We start from the raw sequence: 22,351 nt of genomic DNA, 5'->3' as shown, positions 1-22,351 counted from the left end.
GGGGTGACAGGTTCTGTTCATGACGCGAATCGACAACCGCCCCGCCGACGGGGCCACACATGCCGTTTCCGTGCGGGGGCTGGTCAAGCACTACGGCGAGACCAAGGCGCTGGACGGCGTCGACCTGGACGTCCGGGAAGGCACCGTACTCGGTGTGCTCGGACCCAACGGCGCCGGTAAGACCACCCTCGTACGCATTCTCTCCACGCTGCTGCAGCCCGACTCCGGGCACGCGACCGTCGCCGGGTACGACGTCCTGCGCCAGCCCCGGCAGCTGCGGCGGGTGATCGGACTCACCGGGCAGTACGCCTCCGTGGACGAGAAGCTCCCGGGCTGGGAGAACCTGTACATGATCGGGCGGCTCCTCGACCTGCCCCGCAAGGACGCCCGCGCCCGGGCCGACGAACTGCTGGAGCGGTTCTCGCTCACCGACGCGGCCAAGCGGCCGACCAGCACGTACTCCGGCGGTATGCGGCGACGGCTCGACCTGGCCGCCTCGATGATCGGACGGCCCCAGGTCCTCTTCCTCGACGAGCCCACCACAGGCCTCGACCCCCGCACCCGCAAGGAGGTCTGGACCGAGGTCAAGCGGATGGTCGGCGACGGCGTGACCGTGCTGCTCACCACCCAGTACATGGAGGAGGCCGAACACCTCGCCTCCGAGCTGGCCGTCATCGACCGGGGGAAGGTCGTCGCCGGCGGTGCCATCGACGCGCTGAAGGCGAAGGTCGGCGGCCGTACCCTGCGGATCCGGCCGGCCGACCCCCTGCAACTGCGCCCGCTCGCCCGCGACCTCGACGACCTCGGCATCACCGGGCTCGCCACCACGGCCGTGGACACGGAGACCGGCAGTGTCCTGGTGCCGATCCTGAGCGACGAGCAGCTCACCGCCGTGACCGGGGCGGTCGTCGCCCGCGGCATCACCATCGCCTCGATCTCCACCGAACTGCCCAGCCTGGACGAGGTGTTCCTGTCCCTCACCGGCCATCGTGCCGGTGCCCCGCAGGACGACGACAGCACCCCCGCCGACATCCGAGAGGAGGTCGCCGTATGAGCGCCGCGACCACAACCGTCAACGACATCCACAACGACATCCGCGACAACGACAAGGCCGGCGGGGACGGCGTTCAGGGCGACGGCCGGATTCCGCTGCGCGGCCATCTGCGCCACACCGGCGCCCTCGTCCGCCGCAACCTGCTGTGGATCCGGCAGGACCCCGAGTCGATGGCCGACGCGCTGCTGATGCCGATCATCTTCACCCTGCTGTTCGTGTTCGTCTTCGGCGGCTCGATCGGGCAGGCCCTGGGCGGCGGGCAGGACGGGTACGTGCAGTACGTGATCCCGGGCATGATCGCGATGATGAGCATGACGCTGTCCCAGGGCGTCGGCACCGGGTTCTGCCAGGACTTCAACTCCGGTGTCATGGACCGCTTCCGGTCCCTACCGATCGGGCGCGGCTCGGTCCTGTTCGCGAAGATCTCGGTCGAGCTGATCCGGATGCTGTTCGCGACCACCGTGCTGATGATCGTCGCCGTCCTGGTCGGTTTCGACATCAACCACTGGCCCGGACTGTTCGCGGCCGTGGGTCTGGCCACGCTCTTCGCCTCGTCGATCATGTGGGTGTTCCTCACCCTGGGCGTGATGATGAAGAGCGCGCAGTCCGTGCAGGCGATGGGCTTCCTGGTGCTGTTCCCGCTCCAGTTCGGTTCGTCGATCTTCGCCCCGACGCAGTCGATGCCGGGCTGGCTGCAGGCGTTCACCGACTACAACCCGCTGTCCACGCTCGCGGACGCGTCGCGCGGACTGATGGTGGGCGGCCCGGTCGCACACGACCTGTGGGTGACCATCGGCTGGTCGGTGGCCATCACGGCGGTGATGGCGCCGGTCGCCATCCACAAGTTCCGCACGAAGAGCTGAAGGAGCTGCCAACCGCGGTACGTCCGTGCCCGTACGCGTCGGATGTCAGATGAGGGCGGTCGCCTCCCCCACGGAGAGTCGGCCGCCCTCCGCGTACGCGGCCTCGTACGCCTCGTCGCCGAGGACGTCACGGACCGCGCGGACGGAGCGGGCGCGGACCTCGCGCTCCATGTGTCCGGAGACATGGCCGGGCGGCAGCAGGGCGTCGGCGGCGCCCAGGCAGCGGGCGGCGTCGTGGGCCCGGCCGGGGTCGAGGCCGACGAGGGTGGCGGCGCCGGTGGTCAGCAACGTGGAGCGCATGTGCGGGGCGATGGCGACGGACAGCTCGTCGTCTGCGCGGGTCACCGCCTGTCGCACCTTGCCGAGGGCCTCCTCGTAGTGCCCTTCCACGACATCCAGCCAGGACTCCGTGCCGAGGATGAACGCGTCGAAGACGACGAACGAGGCGGCTCCGAAGTCCGCGCGCAGCAGCCGGAGTTGCTCGCGTGCCTCGGGGACCCGGTCGGTGATGCCGAGCCAGGCCGCGAGAAAGAGCCGGGCGGCGGGCATGGCCTCGTTGACCATCCCGTCCGCCTGCTCGATCACCTCGCGCAGCAGTTGTTCGCCCTCTTCGTTCCGGCCCGCCTCCAGGAACACGTTGCCGAGGCGGGCGGCGAGCACGGTCTTCTGGGAGCGGGCGCCGAGTTGTTCGGCCAGTTCTATCGCGTCCTGGAAGTCGGTGGCGGCGGCGGCGTACTCGGCCTTGCGTTCATGAGCCTCGCCGCGTGCGGAGAGCGCCTCGGCGGCGCCCCAGGAGTCGCCGAGGCGCAGGAAGATCTCCAGCGACTCGTCGGCGTCGCGGGTCGCGTCACCGGCCCAGTCGCTGCGGTTGGCGAGGACGTTGGCGCGCAACTGCAGACAGGCGGCGAGTTCCCACTCGTAGCCGGGTGCCGCGTCGCGGCAGGTGCGCACGGACTCACCGACGATGACGCTGAGCCGCTCCATGTCGCGGGTGAGCATGACGGCGTAGAACCAGAGGAGGCCGGGGAAGCGGCAGGTCTGCGGGGCGCCGGGTTCGTAGACCTGGGTGATGGCGCGCAGTTTCTGTCGGGACTCCGGTGTCTGCCAGACGTCCAACTCCATGTCCATGGAGGCGAGATGGATGAGGTGGACGCCGCGCCGGGCCTCTTCGAGGTGCTCGCCGCGCCAGGGGGGCGGGGTGTTCGTGCAGCGCTCCCACACGGGCTGGGCCGGACGGATCGGAAGGGCGAAGGGGTCGGGGCCGAGGTTCATGACCTCGCGGGACCAGTTGCGGCCGGCGAGGCGCAGATCGCGCATCTGCCAGTACCAGGAGATCGACAGGACGAGGCAGATCGCCTCCTGTTCGTCGCGCGCGGTGACGGCGTGGCGGAGGGCGGCACGGATGTTCTCGCTCTCCCGCTGGAACACGTCGAGGGCGGCGAGCTGGCCGGGGCCGCGCAGCAACGGGTCGGTGGTGCGGGCGAGTTCGCGGAAGTACGTGAGGTGCGCGCGTTCGGCTTCGGGGCGGACACCTGCCTCGTCGAGGCGTTCACCGGCGTACTCGGCGACGGTCTCCAGGAGCCGGTAGCGCATCGCGCCCGCACCGTTCTCGTCCGAAGGGGCGGCTACGACAAGGGACTTGTCGACGAGCGAGCCGAGCGCCTCGAGTGCGACGGGCCCGCACACCGCCTCGGCGGCGGGGAGGTCGCAGCCGCCCGCGAAGACGGACAGCCGCCGCAGGACGTCCCGTTCGTCCGTGTCGAGCAGGTCCCAGGACCAGTCGACGACGGCCCGCAGGGTCTGCTGGCGGGGCAGGACGGTACGGCTGCCGGAGGTGAGCAGCCGGAAACGGTTGTCGAGCCGGTCGGCGATCTGCCGCAGTGACAGCATGCGCAGCCGGGCGGCGGCCAGTTCGATGGCGAGCGGCAGTCCGTCGAGCCGCCGGCAGATCTCGGCGGCGGCCTCCGGATCGTCCTCGACCCGGAACCCGGGCCGGGCGGCTGCCCCGCGGTCGGCGAGCAGCTGTAGCGCTACGGGCTCGGGCAGCGGTTCGACGGGGCGTACCAACTCCCCTGGTACGCCCAGGGGTTCACGGCTGGTGGCGAGCACGGTGACTCCCGGGCAGCGCGCCAGCAGTTCCGCGACGAGCTGCGCGGCGGCATCGATGACGTGCTCGCAGTTGTCGAGGAGGATCAGCATCCGCCGGTTCGCGCAGTGCTCGGTGAGGCGTACGAGGGGGTCGTCGTGGCGTTCGGCGGAGGCGGCGCGCAGTTCCTCGGCGCCGGCTCCGCGCAGCACGGTCTCACGGGCGCCGACGGCGGTGAGTACGGCTTCCGGTACGGCGTCCGGGTCGACGACGGGCGCGAGTTCGGCCAGCCACACCCCGTCCGGCGCGGCGTCCCGCATCCGGTCCCGCGCCCCGCCCCGAGCCCGGTCTCCCGTCCCGTCCCGCACGGCTTCGGCGGCCTCCTGCGACAGCCGTGTCTTTCCGGCCCCGCCGGGCCCGAGCAAGGTCACGAGCCGGGCCGTCGCGATGTCCCCCCGGATGGCCTCGATGTCCGCCTCCCGGCCGACGAAGGAGGTGAGGCGGGCCCGCAGGTTGCCCGGAGGCGGGGGTTGCGGCGAGGGCGGAGGTGAAGCCTGGGGCGAGGTGTGGGAAGCGTCGGCGGAACCGGCAGGCCGGGGCGAACGGAGGGTGGGGCCGCCCCATGCGGGAGCCACGCCCGCAGGGTTCGCGGCGGCGCCGCCGAAGGCAGGGGCGGTCGCGCCCCGCGCGCCTTCGGGTGTGCCCTCCGGACTCAGCAACTCCGCGTGCAGCGACCGCAGTTCGGGACCCGGGTCGGCGCCGAGGCGGTCCGAGAGCAGTCGGCGTACGTCCTCGTAGGCGGCCAGCGCCTGGGCCGGGCGGCCGGCGTCGCGCAGGGCGCGCAGGCGGAGGGCCTGGAGAGGCTCGTCCAGGGGATGACTGTCGCACAGGGCGGTGAGTTCGGGCAGTGACTGTTCCGCGCGACCCAGGGCCAGCGCGGCGGTGAGGCGGGCGCGGCGCGTGTCCAGGCGGCGCGTCTCCCAGCGGGCCGCCTCTGCGGTGCGGTCGGGGAGGTCGGCGAGGGCCGGGCCGTGCCACAGGGCCAGGGCGTCGTCGAGGACGACCGCCGCCTTGGCGGGGTCGCCGTCGGCCAGCGCACGCGTGCCCTCGTCGGCGAGCCGCCCGAAACGGTGCAGGTCGACGTCGTCCGGCGCGGCGCACAGCCGGTAGCCGCCCTCGGCCGAGGCGATGGTGTCCGGGCCGAGCGCACGGCGCAGGCGGCCGACCAGCGCCTGGAGCGCGGCCGACGCGTCGGCGGGCGCGTCCCCGTTCCACACCTCCTCCACCAGGACGCCCGGGGGCACGGTCCGGCCGGGCCGCAGGGCGAACACGGTCAGCAGAGCGCGCAGCCGCGCGCCGCCGACCGGGACGAAGGTGCCGTCGGGACGGAGTGCCTGGGTGGTGCCGAGGATGCGATAGCGCACAGGGCCATTCTCTCCGGGGACGGTTCCGTGGCGCGCGTGGGTTTACGCACGCGTGAACAGGGACGTGAAAGGGGAGAAGTCCAGGATCTCCGGGAACCTCCTGGAACCTCCGACCCTGGGTGGGGCGTTCTTCACAGAGCACGAGTACCGTCGACCCGCCCGCACCAGCCGCGTACGGCGTTTCCCGCCGAGTCCCCTCAGGAGTCCCGCCCCATGACCACCGCCACCACCCGCAACAGCGAACGGCGGATCAGCCCCGTCTTCCTCGGGATTCTGGCCGTCACCGCGGTCACGGGCTGGGCCACCTGGACCGGGTTCGCCGAACAGCCCGGTGTCGCCGTGTTCCTGTTCGTGACTGCCGCGTGGATCGTGTCCCTGTGTCTGCACGAGTACGCGCACGCGCGCACCGCGTTGCACGGGGGCGACATCACCGTGGGCGCCAAGGGCTATCTCACCCTCAATCCGCTCAAGTACACGCACGCGCTGCTCAGCATCGTCCTGCCGGTGATCTTCGTGATCATGGGCGGGATCGGGCTGCCGGGCGGCGCCGTCTTCATCGAGCGGAACCGCATCCACGGCCGCTGGAAGCACAGTCTGATCTCGGCCGCCGGTCCGCTGACGAACGTCCTGTTCGCGGCGGTGTGCGCGGCGCCGTTCTGGCTGGACGCGCTGGACGGCGTACCCACGGAGTTCCGGTTCGCGCTCGCCTTCCTGGCCCTGCTCCAGGTCACGGCGGCCATCCTGAACTCCCTGCCGGTGCCCGGTCTCGACGGCTACGGGGTCATCGAGCCCTGGCTGTCGTACAACGTCAAGCGCCAGGTGGAGCCGTTCGCGCCGTTCGGCCTGCTGTTCGTGTTCGCGGTGCTGTGGATCCCGTCCGTCAACGCCGCGTTCTTCGATGTGATCGACACGGTGCTGCGCGGTCTGGGGATCGCCGAGTTCGAGACGTACTGCGGTCAGGGGCTGTACCGCTTCTGGCAGGGGACGAACGAGCTCTGCGCGGTCAGCTGACCGAGTGGGGGCCGGTGGACCGGGCCCGCCGGGCGTAGTACCAGCACATGTTGGACGACAGCCCGGCCAGCAGTACCCACACGATCCCCAGCAGGTTGCCCTGGACGAAGGACACGACGGCCGCGGCAACCGCCAGCACGCAGACGATCAGGGCGTAGAGGGCAAGGCGGGGCATGTGGGCTGCTCTCCTGTCAGGGGCACCGGTCGGGGGACACCGGACTGCGGACGTCCAGTGTCCCCCATCCGCTCAGATGTCGGTGACGCGCAGGCCCGCGTGGGCCTTGTAGCGGCGGTTGACGGAGATCAGGTTGGCGACGAGCGACTCGACCTGGTGAGCGTTGCGGAGCCGGCCGGAGAAGACTCCGCGCATGCCGGGGATGCGGCCGGCGAGGGCCTGCACGATCTCCACGTCCGCCCGCTCCTCGCCGAGGACCATCACGTCCGTGTCGATCTCCTCGATCGCCGGGTCCTGGAGCAGTACGGCCGACAGGTGGTGGAAGGCGGCCGTGACCCGGGAGTCCGGCAGCAGGGCGGCGGCCTGTTCGGCGGCGCTGCCCTCCTCCGGCTTGAGCGCGTACGCGCCCTTCTTGTCGAAGCCGAGCGGGTTGACGCAGTCGACGACGAGCTTGCCGGTCAGTTCCTCGCGCAGGGATTCGAGGGTCTTGCCGTGTCCGTCCCAGGGCACGGCGACGATCACGATGTCGCTGCGGCGCGCGGTCTCGGCGTTGTCGGCGCCCTCGACACCGTGGCCGAGTTCATCGGCGGCGGCCTGGGCGCGGTCGGCGGCGCGCGACCCGATGATCACCTTCTGTCCGGCCCTGGCGAGCCGGTAGGCGAGGCCCTTGCCCTGCGGCCCGGTCCCGCCGAGCACGCCGACGACGAGCCCGGAGACGTCGGGAAGGTCCCAGGGGTCCTTCGCGGGAGCCTTCCCGGGGTTCTCGGCCGGGGTCTGTGCACTGTCGGTAGAGGTCATGGGCCGACTTTACGTCCGTGGCCGCGTAGCCATGAGGTCAGGTGAGCCGGGTCACGGGGACGCGGCAGAAGGAGATCCTTTCGTAGGCGCCGAAGTCGCCGGTCTCGAAGAGGAGTCCGACGGTCTCGGCGTCGACGCGGACGAGGTCGGAGTAGGCGGCGGGCAGGCCGCTGACCGTGTCCGCCGGGCGCCAGGTGGTGCCGCCGTCGGTGGAGACGCGGATGGTCATCAGGGCGCGGTCGACGGGATCGGCGGGTCCGGAGAAGAGGAGCAGGTCGGGGTCGCGGATCTGCAGCACACTGCCCTCGCAGATGGGGGCGGACAGGCCGGCCTGCGGACGGAAGGGTTTGACTAGGGTCTGGCCGCCGTCCGTGGAGTGGGCGTCGGCGCGGTTGCCGGGGGACGGCGAGTCGTTGCGGGTGTTGAAGTAGACGCGGCCGTCGGGGAGTTCGGCGGCGGTGGTCTCGTTGACGTTGATGTAGCCGTTGGTGTTCTCGTCGCGGTACCCGATGCGCCAGGTCGCGCCGCGGTCGTCGCTGAGCAGGCAGTGGCCGCTGTTGTAGCGGCCCTCGTTGCCCAGGTCCGCGCCGGTGGGCGGGATCGTGTGGTTGGCGGCGACCACGACCCGGCCGGTGCTCAGCTGGATGGCGTGGCCGGGGGTGGTGGCGTACCAGCGCCACTTCGGGTCCTTCACCTGGGCCGTGATCTCCACGGAGGTGGACCAGGTGACACCGTCGTCGTCGCTGTGGCGCAGCCAGACGCGGCGCCCTTCGGCGGCCGAGACCTTGCCGAGCAGGATGTCCTTCTCGGTCGCCGTGCCCGAGGCGCGGACGTACACGAGGAGGATGCGGCCGGTGTCGAGGACGACGGGGGCGGGGTTGCCCGCGAGCTTGTCGCCGTTGGTGGCGGCGACGGTGAGCGGGCCCCAGGTGTTACCGCCGTCCGTGGACCGCTTCAGGACGATGTCGATGTTCCCGTGGTCCGAGGCGGAGCCGACCCGGCCCTCGCAGAAGGCGAGCACGGTGCCGGCGTGGGTGACGACGACGGCCGGGATGCGGTAGCTGGCGTAGCCCTCCTGGCCGGACCGGAAGGGGACGCTTGTCTCCTCTGTCATGTGCGGCTCCTTTCTGTCATGTGCGGCTCGTTGCCGTGAGTGGTCTTGGTGACGATGACGGTGACTGTCCGTACGGGTAGTGGTTCGGGTTCTTACCCAGGTTGGGCGAAATCATGGTGAAGGGAGAGCCCCGAGTTGCCCGTTGCGGCAGGATGCGCGGACATGGACGCCGTACGGGTCGCGTTGCTGCGCGAAGTGCTCGCTGGAACCGAGTGGTTGGGGGCCACCCGGAGGTTCGCGGGGGCGTTACGGGGGTCCGTGGTGTCGTACGGGGGCGGTTTGCTGTTGGTGGGGACGCCGGCGTACGAGCCGTGGCACCTGGCGGCGCATCTGGTGGACGAGGCGACGTGGTCGGGGACGCCCGAGCTGGCCCCGACGCTCGTACGGCATGACCCGCGGGCGTCCGGTCCCGGGCGGCTGTCGGTCGGGCTCGGGCGGATCGAGGCGGCGCGCCGGGGTGAGACGTTGCTGGTGGTGGCGCCGGAGGGGGTGGGCGGCGCCCTGCTGGAGCGGGTCCACGATGCTCGGCGGGGTGGGGCGAAGGTGCTGGTTCTCGGTGCGGGTGAGGGGGAGTTGGTGTCGATGGCGCACGAGTCGCTGGCGGTGCCGGACGGGTTGGAGCTGGAGTTGGACCTGGACACCGTGCAGCACCTGGTGAGCGCGGCGGCCGGGGAGAACGCGGTGCCTGTCGGCCGGGGGCGGCGGGGTTTCCGTGACCGCCTGGCCCGGCTGGCGGACGCCCTCACGGCACCGCCGCCGTCCCGCTGGTAACAGCGTTTCCCACCACCCGTCTCGCCACCTCACCCGCCTTCGGCGGAACGGCAGAAGCACCCCTCCCCTCACCCGGCGCGAAGCAGCCGCCCCACGCCTCCCCCACCCGAAAACCTGTTGCCCGCACCTCCCCCACCGCTCAACATGACCTCACGTGACCTCCCCCCTCCGTGCCCTCCTCCCCGACCTCTCCCCCTGGCGGGCCTCCGTCGATTTCCGGAAGCTCTGGCTGTCGGGGCTGATCACCAACTTCGGAAGTTTTCTGACCTTCGTCGCGCTGCCGGTACAGATGAAGGAGCTGACCGGGTCGGCCGCCGCGGTCGGGGCGATCGGGGCCGTGGAACTGATCCCGTTGATCGTGTTCGGGCTGTACGGCGGGGCGCTGGCCGACGCGGCGGACAAGCGGAAGCTGATCCTTTGGACGGAGGCGGGGCAGGGGGTGCTGTGCGCCGTACTGCTCGTGAACGCGGTGCTGCCCGAGCCGCTGGTCTGGCCGCTTTACGTGGTCGCCGCACTCACCTCCGCCCTCGGGTCGGTGCAGCGGCCGGCGCTCGATTCGCTGATGCCTCGGGTCGTCGCCCATGAGCATCTGCCGGCCGCCGCCTCGCTGAACTCCCTGCGCTGGACGGTCGGCGGAGTCGCGGGACCGGCTCTCGCCGGGGTGGTCGTGGCGTATGCGGGGCTCGGCTGGGCGTACGCCGTCGACCTCGTCACCTTCGCCGTGTCCCTGCTGTTCGTCGTGGGGCTCGCCTCCTCCCCCGCCTCCCACGAGGCCGCGAAACCCTCGCTGCGGTCCATCGCGGAGGGCGCCCGGTACGCGTGGAACCGCAAGGAACTCCTCGGGACGTACGCCATCGATCTCGCCGCGATGTTCCTCGCGATGCCGCTGGCCGTACTGCCCTTCCTCGCCGACGAGTTGGACGCCGAGTGGTCGCTCGGTCTGATGTACGCGGCGATCCCGGCCGGTTCGCTGCTCGTGAGTCTCACCAGCGGCTGGACCTCACGGGTGCACCGGCACGGGCGGATGGTCGTGCTCGGGGCGGCGGGGTGGGGGCTGGCGATCGCCGCTTCCGGGCTCGTCGGCAACGTATGGCTGGTGCTGCTGTTCCTGCTCCTCGGCGGCTGCTTCGACATGGTCAGCGGGATCTTCCGCGGCGCGATGTGGAACCAGACGATCCCGGACGAGCTGCGCGGACGCCTCGCCGGCATCGAACTGCTCTCCTACTCCGTCGGCCCTCAGCTCGGCCAGGTCAGGGCCGGTGGCGTGGCCGCGTGGCGCGGGGTGCGGGCGTCGGTGTGGTCGGGCGGGCTCGCGTGCGTGGCCGGGGTGGGGCTGCTGGCCCTGTGCCTGCCGGGCCTGATGCGCTACGACGTACGGACGAACGAGCACGCACTACGACTGCGCAAGCAGCGGGAGGAGGCTGCCGCGTGACAGGACGGCTCGACGCCCCCCTTCAGGGGCGCGAGGAACTGCGCGACAAGCCACGACGAACCCGCAGCCAACAACCGGCCGGGCGGCCCAGCCAGGTCGACCGGGCCGCCCGGACACGCGGTTCCGTCAGCGCTCGTCCTCGCCGCGCGCGTGCGCATCGTGCCACTTGGGGTCGTTCTCCCACTGGAGGTTGCGTTCGCGCGCCGTCTCCATCGCGTGTTCGGCCTCCGCTCGGGTGGCGTACGGCCCGAAACGGTCCTTGCCCGGGCAGTCCGGGCCCTCCTCGACCTTCTTGTGCTCCAGGCAGTAGTACCACTCGCCCGGTTTGCCGACCGTTCGCTTCTTGAACAGGGCCATGGTTCGGACTCCTTTCACCAGGGTCATCGTCCCCCACCAGTGCTCGTTAAACTCGCTGTCATGTCTGGCCAGTCGCTGCTCGTACCAGGGGAGCTCTCTCCCATCCGTTCCGTGCCCGGAAACATCCGTCGCCCCGAGTACGTCGGCAAGCCCGCGCCGACCCCGTACACCGGGGCGGAGGTGCAGACGCCCGAGACGATCGAGGCGATGCGGATCGCCGGGCGGATCGCCGCGCGGGCGATGGCGGAGGCCTCGAAGCTCATCGCCCCCGGCGTGACCACCGACGAGCTGGACCGGGTGGCACACGACTACATGTGCGACCACGGCGCCTATCCGTCCACCCTCGGCTACCGCGGCTTCCCCAAGTCGCTGTGCACGTCCGTCAACGAGGTCATCTGCCACGGCATCCCGGACTCGACCGTGTTGCGGGACGGCGACATCGTCAACCTCGACGTGACGGCGTACATCGGCGGGGTGCACGGCGACAACAACGCGACGTACCTGGTCGGGGACGTCGAGGAGGAGAGCCGGCTGCTCGTCGAGCGGACCCGGGAGTCCCTCGACCGGGCCATCAAGGCCGTCCGGCCGGGCCGGCAGATCAACATCATCGGCCGGGTCATCGAGTCGTACGCCAAGCGCTTCGGATACGGCGTCGTCCGGGACTTCACCGGGCACGGCATCAACTCGTCGTTCCACTCCGGGCTGATCGTCCCGCACTACGACAGTCCGCATGCCAAGACGCTCATCCAGCCGGGCATGACCTTCACCATCGAGCCGATGCTGACGCTGGGTTCGTACGACTACGACATGTGGGACGACGGGTGGACTGTCGTCACGAAGGACCGCAAGCGCACCGCACAGTTCGAGCACACCCTTGTGGTGACGGACTCGGGCGCGGAGATCCTGACACTGCCGTAGCCCACCCAGCCCCTCGACCCACTCAGCCTGCCAAGCCGCGCAGCCCGTCCTCTTCTGGGGGCGGGCTCGTTGCGTATCCGGATAGGAGATCAGCAACCCGGCGGCCTTCAAGCGCGGCTACCGCGAGCTGCTGGACCGGGCGGGCGTGGCGGTGCACGAGCTGGAGAGTCAGCGGGTGGTCGCGGAGTGCAAGCGGGCATTCGCGCTGAACACAGGTGTCTTCCACGCCCTGGGTGGAGAGTTCCCTCTGTCCGCGTGACGCCCCCTGGGGGCTGCGTCCCCGGACCCCCGCTCCGGCCCCGAACGGGCCTTGTCCTCAATCGCTGGAGGGGCTGAAAATCAGCCCCTCCAGCGTGGGGAAACTCAGCGCTCCAGGAACACCCGCCCTCCGACCTCCACCCACCCCATCGGCTGCGGGGCCGTGAGTATCTGCGACCCCTTGCCCTGCGTGATGTTGAGCGCCCGGCCCAACTGTTCCGTGAGCAACAGCGCCGCCGCCCCCGTCGCCTCGTCCTCCGCGATCCCGTCGTCGCGCCCGGGGAAGGCGCGGGCCCGCACCCGGCCCGCGGCCTCGTCCTCCCAGGCCCACGCGTAGATCCACTCTCCCGGCGGCGGCACCGCCAGCGCGTCGACCTCGGCAGCGGAGCCGTACCGGCGCAGCGTTCGCGCCGGCACCCACTCCGCCCGCGCCTCGATCCAGCTGAACTCCCCGTCCAGCCGCGCCCCCACCAGCCCGGCAGGAGTGACCAGTTCGGGCACGTCGAGCAGCCAGGCCGTGCCGACGCAGGGGTGGCCGGCGAAGGGCAGGCGCAGGGTGGGCGTGTAGATGTCGATGACCCCGCGCTCGGGGTCGTCGACGAACACGGTCTCGCTGAAGCCGAGTTTCGCCGCGAACGCCTGCCGCTCGCTCCGCTCGGGCATGACGGAGCCCTCACGGACCACGCCAAGCTCGTTGCCGTATCCCCCGTTGGGCGCGCAGAAGACGCGGAGTACGTCGTAGTCAGTCACGCGCGCATTCAAACACCCAGGTGGCAGCCCTCACCAACTACAGGTACCAACTACGCGTCCGTACGCCGACGTCGTACCGGAGGAGCCGCCCGTGGATTCCGATCCACCGTCGCCGTCCGGGAGTTCGGCGCCCTCGGCGAGAGCGACGGACAGGTCGAGGTGGCCGGGTTCGCCGTACGGCCGTTCTCGGCGGTCAGAGGCGGCGAGCGGGCCCGGGTGGCGCCGGCCCGGGTGCTCACCCAGCGGAGGCGCTGCTGCTGCTCGACGAGCCGACCGCCGCACTGGACCTGCGCCAGCAGGAGCTGGTGCTGCCGGAGGTCTACCGTCGGCCTATCGAGGTGTTTTCGCACCCACGCACCGGCGCTGTCCTGATCTCGCCGGTCCGGGACTCTTGACCTGTGCATTGCCTGTGCATGGGGTTGGCTTTAGCTCACCTTTAGATGGTCATTAATTAGCCGTGATCGGGACGTGGCCTGCACCGCCCGTGAGAGGTGAATCACCGATTGCCCGGGTATCACTGAGGCAAGCCTTAGGTAAGTTAGGGCCGCCTCACCAAACCTGTGTGAGCCCGGACACGTCGTTTTTTAGCCACCCGTGATTCTCAGGAGCCCGCATGCGAGCCGTCAGACTCTCCGTCGTCACCGCCGCCGCCACCGCGGCGGCCCTGGCAGCCGTCACGGGGTGCACGGAGAAGGGCAGCTCCGGGAGCGGCGACCGGGTCATCAGCGTCACCGCGACGGACGACAAGTGCGAGGTCTCGAAGAAGGAGTTCCCGGCCGGGCACATCGAACTGGCCATCGAGAACAAGGGCTCCAAGGTCACCGAGGTCTACGTCCTCTTCCCGGACGACCGGATCGTCACCGAGCGCGAGAACATCGGCCCCGGCACCAAGCAGAAGGTCACCGCCGAGGTGAAGGCCGGCGACTACACGATCGCCTGCAAGCCCGGAATGAAGGGCGACGGCATCCGGCAGGCCGTCAAGGCCACCGGCGGCAAGGTCGCCAAGCGTGACCCGCGCCTGGACGCGGCCGTCGCCGCCTACCGCAAGTACGCGCAGGAGCAGGCCGACGCGACGCTGCCGCTCGCGGAGACCTTCGCCAAGGCGGTCAAGGCCGGCGACCTCGAGGCCGCGAAGAAGGCGTACGCGCCCTCACGTATCGGCTGGGAGCGCACCGAGCCGGTCGCCGAGTCCTTCGGTGACATCGACCCGAAGGTCGACGTCCGTGCCGACGGTCTGGAGGCCGGCCAGAAGTTCACCGGCTGGCACCGCCTGGAGAAGTCTCTCTGGGAGGACAAGAAGATCACCGCCGAGGACAAGACCCTCGCCGACGAGCTGATCACCGACCTGACGGACTGGCAGAAGCGGGTCGGCAAGGCCGAGATCACCCCGACCTCGATGGCCAACGGTGCCAAGGAACTCCTCGACGAGGTCGCCACCGGCAAGGTCACCGGCGAGGAGGAGCGCTACTCGCACACCGACCTGGTGGACTTCAAGGCCAACGTCGAGGGCGCCGAGCAGTCGTACGAGCTGCTGAAGCCGGTCGCGAAGGAGAACGACGCGGCGCTGGTCACGGAGCTGGACAAGCAGTTCGCGGCCCTGAACACGCTGCTCGACAAGTACCGCGTGGACAAGAACTCGTACGACTTCACCTCGTACGACAAGGTCGGCGACGCCGACCGCAAGCAGCTCTCGGACGCGGTGAACGCGCTCGCCGAGCCGCTGTCCAAGCTCGCCGCCGCCGTCGTGAAGTAGAGGGGACCGACTGTCATGACGGAGACACCGGAGACATCCGAAACCACCGAAGCCGCTGAAGCCGCTGAAGCCACCGGCAGTGCCGACAGTGCCGCGGGCAGTACCTCGCGGCGGGCGCTGATCGGCTGGGGCGGGGCCGGGCTCGCGCTCGGGGCCGTCGCGGCCGGGGGCGCCGTGGCGATGACCCGTGGCAGCGACGAGGTGCAGACGGTCGCCGCCGATACCGGCGGGGCCGTCGGCTTCCACGGCGGCAACCAGGCGGGTATCGCGACGCCGGTGCAGGACAGGCTGCACTTCGCGGCGTTCGACCTGGCCACGGACGACCGCGCCGAGTTCGTCACGATGCTCAAGGACTGGACGGCCGCGGCCCGGCGGATGACCGCCGGGCAGACCGTCGGCGAGGGCGCGTACGGCGGTCTCGCCGAGGCTCCGCCGGACGACACCGGTGAGGCACTGGGGCTGAAGCCGTCACGGCTGACGCTGACGATCGGGTTCGGGCCCGGCCTGTTCGAGAAGCTCGGGATGGCGGACCGGCGACCCGACGCGCTCGTCGATCTGCCCCAGTTCCCCGGCGACAACCTCGACAAGGCCCGCAGCGGCGGCGACGTGTGCGTGCAGGCGTGCTCGGACGATCCGCAGGTCGCGGTGCACGCGATCCGCAACCTGGCCCGGATCGGCTTCGGCAAGGTCTCGGTGCGCTGGTCGCAGCTCGGCTTCGGCAAGACGTCGTCGACCACCCCCGAGGAGCAGACCCCGCGCAACCTGCTGGGCTTCAAGGACGGCACGCGCAACATCGCGGGCACCGAGACGGCCCGGCTGAAGAAGTTCGTGTGGGTGGACGGCGCGGACACCGACGACAAGTCGGCCTGGATGGAAGGGGGTTCGTATCTGGTCGCGCGACGCATCCGGATGCACATCGAGCCCTGGGACCGGACCTCGCTGCAGGAGCAGGAGGACATCTTCGGGCGCGACAAGGGTGAGGGCGCCCCGGTCGGCAAGGCGAAGGAGCGGGACGAGCCGTTCCTGAAGGCGATGCTGCCCGACGCGCACGTCCGGCTCGCGCACCCCGACTCCAACCACGGGGCGACCCTGCTGCGCCGCGGCTACTCCTTCACGGACGGCACGGACGGCCTCGGCCGGCTGGAGGCGGGCCTGTTCTTCCTCGCCTACATGCGGGACATCCGCAAGGGCTTCATCCCGGTGCAGCGCAACCTCGCGACCGACGCGCTCAACGAGTACATCCAGCACGTGGGTTCGGCGGTCTTCGCGGTTCCTCCGGGCGTCCGGGACAAGGACGACTGGTGGGGCCGAGCACTGTTCTCCGAACCTTCCAAGTCCTCCAAGTCCTCCAAGGAGGCGTAGGCGCCGTGTTCGCGAACTATCTGATCGGTCTGCGCGAGGGCCTGGAAGCCAGTCTCGTCGTCTGCATCCTCATCGCCTACCTGGTGAAGACGGACCGCAGGGACGCCCTGAAGCCGATCTGGATCGGCATCGCGGTCGCCCTCACGCTCGCCCTCGGCTTCGGCTGCGCGCTCGAATTCGGCTCCCAGGAGCTGACGTTCGAGGCGCAGGAGGCGCTCGGCGGCTCGCTGTCGATCGTCGCCGTGGGTCTGGTGACGTGGATGGTCTTCTGGATGCGGCGCACGGCCAGGCATCTGAAGTCGGAGCTGCACGGCAAGCTGGACGCGGCTCTCCAGATGGGCACGGGCGCGCTGGTCGCGACGGCGTTCCTGGCGGTGGGCCGGGAAGGCCTGGAGACCGCGCTGTTCGTGTGGGCGTCGGTGCGGGCGTCCAGCGACGGTACCGAAGGCCCTCTGATCGGCGTGCTGTTGGGCATCGCGACGGCGATCCTGCTCGGCTACCTGTTCTACCGGGGCGCCCTGCGCATCAACCTGTCCAGGTTCTTCACCTGGACCGGCGGCATGCTGGTGGTGGTCGCGGCGGGCGTCCTCGCGTACGGCTTCCACGACCTCCAGGAGGCTGACTGGGTGCCCGGCCTGACGAACAAGGCCTTCGACATCAGCGGGACGATCCCCCCGGACAGCTGGTACGGCACGCTCCTCAAGGGCGTCCTCAACTTCCAGCCGGATCCGACCGTCCTCCAGGTCACGGTGTGGGCGCTGTACCTGGTCCCGACGCTCGCGCTCTTCCTGGCCCCGGTAGGGTTCGCCTCCGGGAAGGGGAAGGTGAAGCCAGCTGATGAGCACGGTGAGCAGGGGTCGCAGCCCTCGGAGTCCACAAACGCCTCGTAGGACTCGTAGGCCCCGGGGTCTTCTTGAGCGGAGCGGCCTCGCAGCGGCCTCGATGACCGTCTTGTCCCTGGCCGCGAGCGGCTGTGTCGTGGTGCACGGCGAGCGCGAGGTGCTCCCGGCGGCGACCCCGACGGAGGCCGCCGAGGCGCTGAAGGACTTCACCGCCGCGTACAACAAGGCGGACAGGGCGTACGACCGTGCCCTGGACGCCGACTACGTCACCGGCGCCCTCGGTGCGATCGACGCGGCCCGGCTGGACGCGGGTCACGAGGTCAGCCCGGCCGGCAACCCGTCGTACGCACCGCTGGAGTTCACGGACACCAGGTTCACGATCCCGAAGAAGGCGGGCTGGCCGCGCTGGTTCGTCGCGAACGCCGACGCCAACAAGGGCAACGAGGCGCGCTGGCTGATGGTGTTCACGCGCAGCAACGTGGCCGAGCCGTGGGCGGTGGCGTATCTGACGCTGCTCGCCCCGGACGACGTACCGGTGTTCAAGACGGACAAGGACGGCCTCGCGGAGCCGGTGACGCCCAACTCGGCCGAACTGGCCGTCGCCCCCAAGGACTTGAGCGCGGACTACGCGACGTACCTGAAGGCCGGCGGTGACGTCTTCGCGCCCGGGGTGCACACTAGCGGCTGGGTGGAGCAGCGCAGGAAGAGCGCCATCAAGCCCGGGCTCGTCACCCAGTACATCGACGAGCCGCTCGGCAAGGGCGACTTCGCCCCGCTGGGCCTGCGGACGGCGGACGGCGGCGCGCTGGTCTTCTTCGCCACGCACCACTACGAGAAGCAGACGGCCGCGCAGGGCACGTCGATCCCGGCGCAGAGCGACAGTGTGCTGGCGCTGACGACGGGCGAGATCAAGCAGTCGCTGACACTGGAGTTCGTGTCGAACCAGGTGGTGCTCGACCCGGGGAAGGGTGCCGCGAACCAGAGTGTGAAGTTCCTGAACCGCATCCAGGGTCTGACGGCGGCGCAGGGCGAGTAACTCCGGTTGCAGCTCCGGCTTGTCGGGCAGCAGTTCAGTTGCGGTGGGGCCAGGCCGCGGTGGCGTGGTCGGGTTCCTCGCCGGCGTACCGGGCACAGGCGTCGGTGAGGACTTCGAGCAGGCTGAGCGGGTCGGGGAGAGTGAACTCCGGTCCACGCACCCAGTAGACGCCCTGCTCACCGGGCAACCGGGCGGGCGGTACGAGGACATAGGACCCCCGGCAGTGCCAACGCAGGCCCGGATGCTCGTCCATGGTCTCGGGGTGGCAGTCCAGTTCGCAGGGCCACCACTCGTCCTCGTCGTCGGGGGTGCCGCGCGTGAGGGTGAAGAACAGGAGCCGTCCGTCGTCGCTCTCCGCGACGGGCCCGACCTCGATCCCGGCCCCGAGCAGTCGCTCCAGCGCCTCGCGGCCCGCTTCGAGGGGCACGTCGAGGACGTCGTGGACTATGCCGGTCGCGGTGATGAAGTTGGCCTGCGGCTGGTGCTTGGCCCAGCGCTCGATCTGGGCGCGGTCGGTGGTGGACTGCGTGTGCCAGGCGAAGGAGATCGGGTGCCGGGCGGGCGTGGGACAGCCGACGCGGTCACAGGAACACCGGTAGGCGGAGGGGTGCGCGGCGGGCGCGAGGGGCAGTCCGGCACGGGCGGCGGCGAGCAGCAGTTCCTCACGGCGCCCGCTCTCGGCGGCGGTGGCGGCGTCCTCCCGGGCATTCGCACGGCCTCCGCGCAGCCACTGGGAGATCCTGCCCTGCCAGCCCGTCGTACTACCGCCGAACTCCGCGCTCATGTATCGCCTCGCCTCGCTGCTGTTGTGCGGACAGCCTGCTCCATGCTCCCACCATCCTGCGGTGTGGGAGGCCGGAGCCGACATCCGGGGTAGGGGGGACGAGGCGTACGGAGAGCGTGATCAACCGTTTTCAGACTGATTAGCAGGATTTACCACCCACTACTTTCAGCCATTCCGGCTCCTGCCGTTGCCGGGTGCGGCGATCCCGCCCAGGGCGTAGTCGACAAGGGTGTCCGTGTACTCGTACGAGATCGGTCCGGTGCGCTGGAGCCAGCGCTGGGCGAGCGGCGAGACGAAGAGTTCGAGGGCGATTCGGGGGTCGACGTCGGCCCGGACCTCCCCCGCGCCCTGGGCGGCGCGCAGTCGCTCGACATAGAGCTGGAGGGAGGGTTCGAGCAGGCGGGCGACGAACCTGCGGCCGAGCTCCTCGTTGACAAGGCCTTCGGCGGCAAGGGCGCGGGAGGGAACCTCGAACGCGGGGTCGAGCAGTTCGTCGACGGTGGCGCGCAGTACGACCTTGAGGTCGGCGGTGAGATCACCAGTATCCGGGATGGCGTACTGTCGCCCGGGCTGAGCGGCTTCGGCGGCCTGCTCGCTCAGATCGACGAAGGCCTCCATGAGCACGTCCCCTTTGGAGGCCCACCACCGGTAGATGGTCTGCTTCCCGACACCGGCCCGGGCGGCGATGCCCTCGATGGTCGTCTTCTGGTACCCGACCTCACCGACGAGCGCGAGCGCCGCGCCATAGATGGCACGGCGGGACTTCTCGCTGCGGCGGGTGGAGTCGGGGCCGGGTTTGACTGGGGCGGGTTTGGCTGGGGTGGGCTTCTGGACCATTTCGGCAATTTATCAGGTTGACAAGACGGAGCGTCTCGCCTCAGGGTGAGATCGTAACGAACGAGACGATACGTATCGTCAGAACCGAAGGAGATGGGTCATGGCACGAGGTGGCGGAAACATGCTCGGAGTCGGCGGCACCCGCAGCAACCTGGGCAAGGGCGCCCTGCGGGGTGGCGGCCGGGGCAAGCAGACGGGCAGCGGGACGGATCCGCAGGCCCAGAAGCGGGAGCTGGTGCGCAAGTTGCAGGAGAAGCGCGCCGAGGAGGAGGGCGCACAGGAAGGCACTCCGGAGGGGCCCACGTCGGACAAGACCGACCCGACGACGACCGAGTGACCGAAGCTCCGCAGCGCAGTACAGCCGCCGGCAGGTCGGTTCCCAGCACCGTCAGGTCGGGCGGACTGACGGTGCAGCGGACTTGACGACCGCGTCGGCGGGCCGCGAGCAGGTCCGTTGCGGCACAGGACGGCGAGATGGCGGGAAACCTCCGGTGGTGAGAGGTCCCACACCTGAGCCGGTTCACGGGTGGCGAGGGGACCGCAGGGACCGCCGGGCAAGGGTGCGCGGCAGCCGCAGCCGCACCGGCTGGGCGCTGGGACATGGCTGGACCGCTCCGGCCGTCGCCGCAGTGACCGTGGCGTCCGTGGTGTCCGTAGCCCGTGGTCTGCACGACCGGCGAGATCGTCTACGCCGGCAGCACCACCGCGCTCGTCACCGCCACTCACCCCCCACCCACCACCACGGCTCGACGGCTCGACGGCCCGTGGGGCGGCCTCAGCACTGAGGCGCCCCTCTCAACGTCCGCCGGTAGCCGAGGACTTGGGGTGTCCGAAACCTGACAAAGGCAGAGAGATGAGCACGCAGCCCCACCCCGTCGACCACGAACTCATCCAGGCCGCGGCGCACACAGCGCGCACTCGATGCCGGGGTGACAACCACACCATGGCAGCCGCGGCCCGTACTCAGGACGGCCGGATCGTCACAGCGGTGAACGCCTACCACTTCACCGGAGGCCCCTGCGCCGAACTGGTCGTCATCGGCACGGCAGCAGCCCAGGGCGCCTACGACTTGGACACGATCGTCGCGGTGGGCGACCGGGACCGCGGGGTTGTCCCACCTTGCGGCCGATGCCGTCAGGTCCTGCTCGACTACTTCCCCACCCTCAAGGTCATCGTCGGCGAAGGCAACCGCCTCCGAACCGTCCGCATCACCGAGTTGCTCCCCGAAACCTATGTCTGGGCCGACCACCAACTCGATACCGAGTAAACCGCTGTCACAGCCGAAAGCCCGACCATGTACGCGACTTGTACCCGACCGGGGTGCTTGGGTTCCAGCGTGAGTGGCGCGACGTGGCCGCGTCTAAATTTTGGCCCCGGATTTCTGGGACGCTCCCCCCTCGACGCTGCCCGACTCTTCGGCTTGACGGGCGACGGCAAAATCGCGATTCTTCAGTGTTTGCAGACGGTGGGCTTCCGGCAGGTCAGGCATGGCCAGGAGACGGTCACACGCTTCGAGGGAGCCTTGAATATCCCCTGCCCAGTAAGAAACGACGGAATACTCGAAGAGCATCCCCCACTTGTAGACCCATGGGTGAGTGAAGAGAATATCGTCGGGCTCTGTGCGATTGATCCCCGCACACGCGAAGGCATGCCCGGCACGATAGTTTCCACGCTTTCGCAGCCGTGAGACCAATTCGAAGCATGCCTCAAGGCGCTGCGGCCGTTGCTCCCATGCCCGCGAGAGGGTGTCCATGGCTCCCGGCCAGTCACCGGACTCATCTTTGAGGACTCCTGCCTGCAGGAGTGAGTAATAGACCTCCTCTCCCCAGCCACCCATCTCCGCACGCCGTTCGTAAAGGGCGATCGCCTCTTCAGTGCGACCCATGTCACGCATGGTCTGGGCCAGGTAGAACGTGCTGCGCGCGTTTGTGGGATCGCGCTCGAGCTCCGCGCTCAGCAGGGCCATGTCTCGTTCGAACTTGTCGTGCCGGGAGCCGCCGTCGGCGAAGTGCTCGATCACGAGGGCGTCGAGGTTCTCCTGTTCGTGCTCCTCGTCGGCGGTCAGGTACTCGTGTGTCACGCCTTCGTAGCGCCAGTGCAAATCACCGCGGACGAGACGCTTGATCCGGTAGGCGAGACTTCCGGCGTGCGGGATCATATAGGACGCGCAGGACAACGAAGGCAATGGCCCTTCTTGCCGAATGGTCATGTCGGCGTCCATCAGAAGCAGGTAGTCAGCTTTCCCGCGGGCGCGTTCGATGTTGAGTGTGCGATTGACCCCGAAGTCAACCCAGGCGTCTTCATGCAGCTCGCCGGGGACACCGTCGAAGGCTTTTCTAATCAGATCCTGAGTGCCATCTGTCGAGCCCGTGTCGGAGATAATCCAGGTGTCGACGATGTCGCGCACCGAGGCGATACACCGCTCAATTACAGCCGATTCGTTCTTTACGATCATGCAGAGACAGATGGTCGGCTTCATGGTTCTGACCCTACTTTCGAGTTTCTCATCGGGCATGACGAAAAAAGCTTGAATCGCACAGGAGGAAGTCGCCGTAGGCACTGTAGACACTTCGACTCAAGGATTGTCGACGCAACGCCGATTCTTGTTATGAGCGAGCTCGCCGGGCGACAGGAAGCGGGCGGATGCCGGTAGACCGGCGGCCAACCTTGCCCCTTGGAGGGGATACATCCGGCATCTGTCACGGAGCTGGCCGTTCACGCCAATA

The 22,351-nt window shown here is 69.7% G+C and carries 21 protein-coding genes and 2 pseudogenes; 14 read left to right on the top strand and 9 right to left on the bottom strand.

All coding sequences use genetic code 11. The annotated features are described in order from the left end of the window. The first annotated feature begins 19 nt into the window (after window positions 1-19). Both G3I56_RS05640 and G3I56_RS05635 read left to right on the top strand, forming a co-directional pair. Window positions 20-1,054 (top strand): ATP-binding cassette domain-containing protein, encoded by a 1,035-nt coding sequence (locus G3I56_RS05640; protein ID WP_164407684.1) that lies wholly within the window; start codon window positions 20-22, stop codon window positions 1,052-1,054. After that, window positions 1,051-1,917, top strand: coding sequence for an ABC transporter permease (locus G3I56_RS05635; RefSeq protein WP_239134723.1), 867 nt, complete (start codon window positions 1,051-1,053; stop codon window positions 1,915-1,917). The genes G3I56_RS05640 and G3I56_RS05635 overlap by 4 nt, the downstream gene beginning before the upstream one ends. Window positions 1,918-1,962: 45 nt before the next feature. On the opposite strand, the gene G3I56_RS05630 is transcribed toward G3I56_RS05635, so the two are convergent. Then, entirely contained in the window at window positions 1,963-5,427 is a 3,465-nt protein-coding gene (locus G3I56_RS05630) for a BTAD domain-containing putative transcriptional regulator (protein ID WP_164407682.1), read from the bottom strand. Between the two features lie 213 nt (window positions 5,428-5,640). On the opposite strand from G3I56_RS05630, the gene G3I56_RS05625 reads away from it, so the two are divergent. Further along, window positions 5,641-6,438 (top strand): site-2 protease family protein, encoded by a 798-nt coding sequence (locus G3I56_RS05625; protein WP_164407680.1) that lies wholly within the window; start codon window positions 5,641-5,643, stop codon window positions 6,436-6,438. Here the strand turns inward: G3I56_RS05625 and G3I56_RS05620 are convergent. The 3 genes from G3I56_RS05620 to G3I56_RS05610 all read right to left on the bottom strand — a co-directional run bounded on the left by G3I56_RS05620 (window position 6,431) and on the right by G3I56_RS05610 (window position 8,525). Further along, complete coding sequence (locus G3I56_RS05620) at window positions 6,431-6,613, bottom strand: hypothetical protein (protein WP_164407678.1); 183 nt, start codon at window positions 6,611-6,613, stop codon at window positions 6,431-6,433. The genes G3I56_RS05625 and G3I56_RS05620 overlap by 8 nt on opposite strands. A gap of 72 nt (window positions 6,614-6,685) precedes the next feature. Further along, window positions 6,686-7,411 carry an NADPH-dependent F420 reductase gene (gene npdG, locus G3I56_RS05615; RefSeq protein ID WP_164407676.1) on the bottom strand — a complete coding sequence of 242 codons (726 nt, stop codon included), beginning with the start codon at window positions 7,409-7,411 and terminating at the stop codon, window positions 6,686-6,688. Between the two features lie 37 nt (window positions 7,412-7,448). After that, a complete protein-coding gene (locus G3I56_RS05610) occupies window positions 7,449-8,525 on the bottom strand; it encodes a sialidase family protein (protein ID WP_164407674.1) in 1,077 nt (358 codons plus the stop codon). Between the two features lie 162 nt (window positions 8,526-8,687). Here G3I56_RS05610 and G3I56_RS05605 point away from each other — a divergent pair, with 162 nt between their 5' ends. Both G3I56_RS05605 and G3I56_RS05600 read left to right on the top strand, forming a co-directional pair. Beyond that, complete coding sequence (locus G3I56_RS05605; RefSeq protein ID WP_164407672.1) at window positions 8,688-9,296, top strand: hypothetical protein; 609 nt, start codon at window positions 8,688-8,690, stop codon at window positions 9,294-9,296. A 154-nt stretch (window positions 9,297-9,450) separates the two neighbouring features. After that, window positions 9,451-10,728, top strand: a complete 1,278-nt coding sequence (locus G3I56_RS05600) for an MFS transporter (RefSeq protein ID WP_164407670.1) — start codon at window positions 9,451-9,453, stop codon at window positions 10,726-10,728. Between the two features lie 126 nt (window positions 10,729-10,854). On the opposite strand, the gene G3I56_RS05595 is transcribed toward G3I56_RS05600, so the two are convergent. Beyond that, the gene (locus G3I56_RS05595) at window positions 10,855-11,085 is read right to left on the bottom strand and encodes a hypothetical protein (protein ID WP_164407668.1); all 231 of its coding nucleotides are present in this window, start codon (window positions 11,083-11,085) and stop codon (window positions 10,855-10,857) included. 60 nt (window positions 11,086-11,145) lie between these two features. Here G3I56_RS05595 and map point away from each other — a divergent pair, with 60 nt between their 5' ends. Both map and G3I56_RS05585 read left to right on the top strand, forming a co-directional pair. Beyond that, window positions 11,146-12,003, top strand: coding sequence for a type I methionyl aminopeptidase (map, locus tag G3I56_RS05590; RefSeq protein ID WP_164407667.1), 858 nt, complete (start codon window positions 11,146-11,148; stop codon window positions 12,001-12,003). Window positions 12,004-12,088: 85 nt separating this feature from the next. Then, window positions 12,089-12,262 (top strand): annotated as a pseudogene (locus tag G3I56_RS05585) (biliverdin-producing heme oxygenase); the annotation flags it as partial. Between the two features lie 104 nt (window positions 12,263-12,366). On the opposite strand, the gene G3I56_RS05580 reads toward G3I56_RS05585, so the two are convergent. After that, window positions 12,367-13,011: a PhzF family phenazine biosynthesis protein gene (locus G3I56_RS05580; RefSeq protein ID WP_164407665.1), complete on the bottom strand. Its 645-nt coding sequence runs from the start codon at window positions 13,009-13,011 to the stop codon at window positions 12,367-12,369. Between the two features lie 156 nt (window positions 13,012-13,167). On the opposite strand from G3I56_RS05580, the pseudogene G3I56_RS43620 reads away from it, so the two are divergent. The 5 genes and pseudogenes from G3I56_RS43620 to G3I56_RS05555 all read left to right on the top strand — a co-directional run. After that, window positions 13,168-13,406, top strand: a pseudogene (locus G3I56_RS43620) (hemin ABC transporter ATP-binding protein); the annotation flags it as partial. A gap of 218 nt (window positions 13,407-13,624) precedes the next feature. Continuing rightward, a complete protein-coding gene (gene efeO, locus G3I56_RS05570; protein WP_164407663.1) occupies window positions 13,625-14,764 on the top strand; it encodes an iron uptake system protein EfeO in 1,140 nt (379 codons plus the stop codon). Between the two features lie 15 nt (window positions 14,765-14,779). Further along, complete coding sequence (gene efeB / locus G3I56_RS05565) at window positions 14,780-16,126, top strand: iron uptake transporter deferrochelatase/peroxidase subunit (RefSeq protein WP_164407661.1); 1,347 nt, start codon at window positions 14,780-14,782, stop codon at window positions 16,124-16,126. 5 nt (window positions 16,127-16,131) lie between these two features. After that, the gene (gene efeU / locus G3I56_RS05560) at window positions 16,132-17,016 is read left to right on the top strand and encodes an iron uptake transporter permease EfeU (protein ID WP_164407660.1); all 885 of its coding nucleotides are present in this window, start codon (window positions 16,132-16,134) and stop codon (window positions 17,014-17,016) included. Between the two features lie 52 nt (window positions 17,017-17,068). After that, window positions 17,069-18,004 (top strand): hypothetical protein, encoded by a 936-nt coding sequence (locus tag G3I56_RS05555; RefSeq protein WP_203689230.1) that lies wholly within the window; start codon window positions 17,069-17,071, stop codon window positions 18,002-18,004. Window positions 18,005-18,038: 34 nt separating this feature from the next. Here G3I56_RS05555 and G3I56_RS05550 read toward each other — a convergent pair whose 3' ends face one another. Continuing rightward, complete coding sequence (locus tag G3I56_RS05550) at window positions 18,039-18,788, bottom strand: bifunctional DNA primase/polymerase (RefSeq protein WP_164407658.1); 750 nt, start codon at window positions 18,786-18,788, stop codon at window positions 18,039-18,041. A gap of 165 nt (window positions 18,789-18,953) precedes the next feature. Continuing rightward, window positions 18,954-19,625 (bottom strand): TetR/AcrR family transcriptional regulator, encoded by a 672-nt coding sequence (locus G3I56_RS05545; protein ID WP_164407657.1) that lies wholly within the window; start codon window positions 19,623-19,625, stop codon window positions 18,954-18,956. Between the two features lie 100 nt (window positions 19,626-19,725). Here G3I56_RS05545 and G3I56_RS05540 point away from each other — a divergent pair, with 100 nt between their 5' ends. Continuing rightward, window positions 19,726-19,962 (top strand): DUF6243 family protein, encoded by a 237-nt coding sequence (locus G3I56_RS05540; protein ID WP_239134722.1) that lies wholly within the window; start codon window positions 19,726-19,728, stop codon window positions 19,960-19,962. Window positions 19,963-20,478: 516 nt separating this feature from the next. Beyond that, the gene (locus G3I56_RS05535) at window positions 20,479-20,892 is read left to right on the top strand and encodes a cytidine deaminase (RefSeq protein ID WP_164407656.1); all 414 of its coding nucleotides are present in this window, start codon (window positions 20,479-20,481) and stop codon (window positions 20,890-20,892) included. A gap of 93 nt (window positions 20,893-20,985) precedes the next feature. Here G3I56_RS05535 and G3I56_RS05530 read toward each other — a convergent pair whose 3' ends face one another. Further along, the gene (locus G3I56_RS05530) at window positions 20,986-22,104 is read right to left on the bottom strand and encodes a glycosyltransferase (protein WP_239134721.1); all 1,119 of its coding nucleotides are present in this window, start codon (window positions 22,102-22,104) and stop codon (window positions 20,986-20,988) included. Window positions 22,105-22,351: the final 247 nt, after the last annotated feature.

The organism is Streptomyces sp. SID12488 (genome assembly GCF_010548275.1).
Taxonomy (GTDB): domain Bacteria; phylum Actinomycetota; class Actinomycetes; order Streptomycetales; family Streptomycetaceae; genus Streptomyces.
This window is presented reverse-complemented; position numbering and strand designations above follow the sequence as displayed.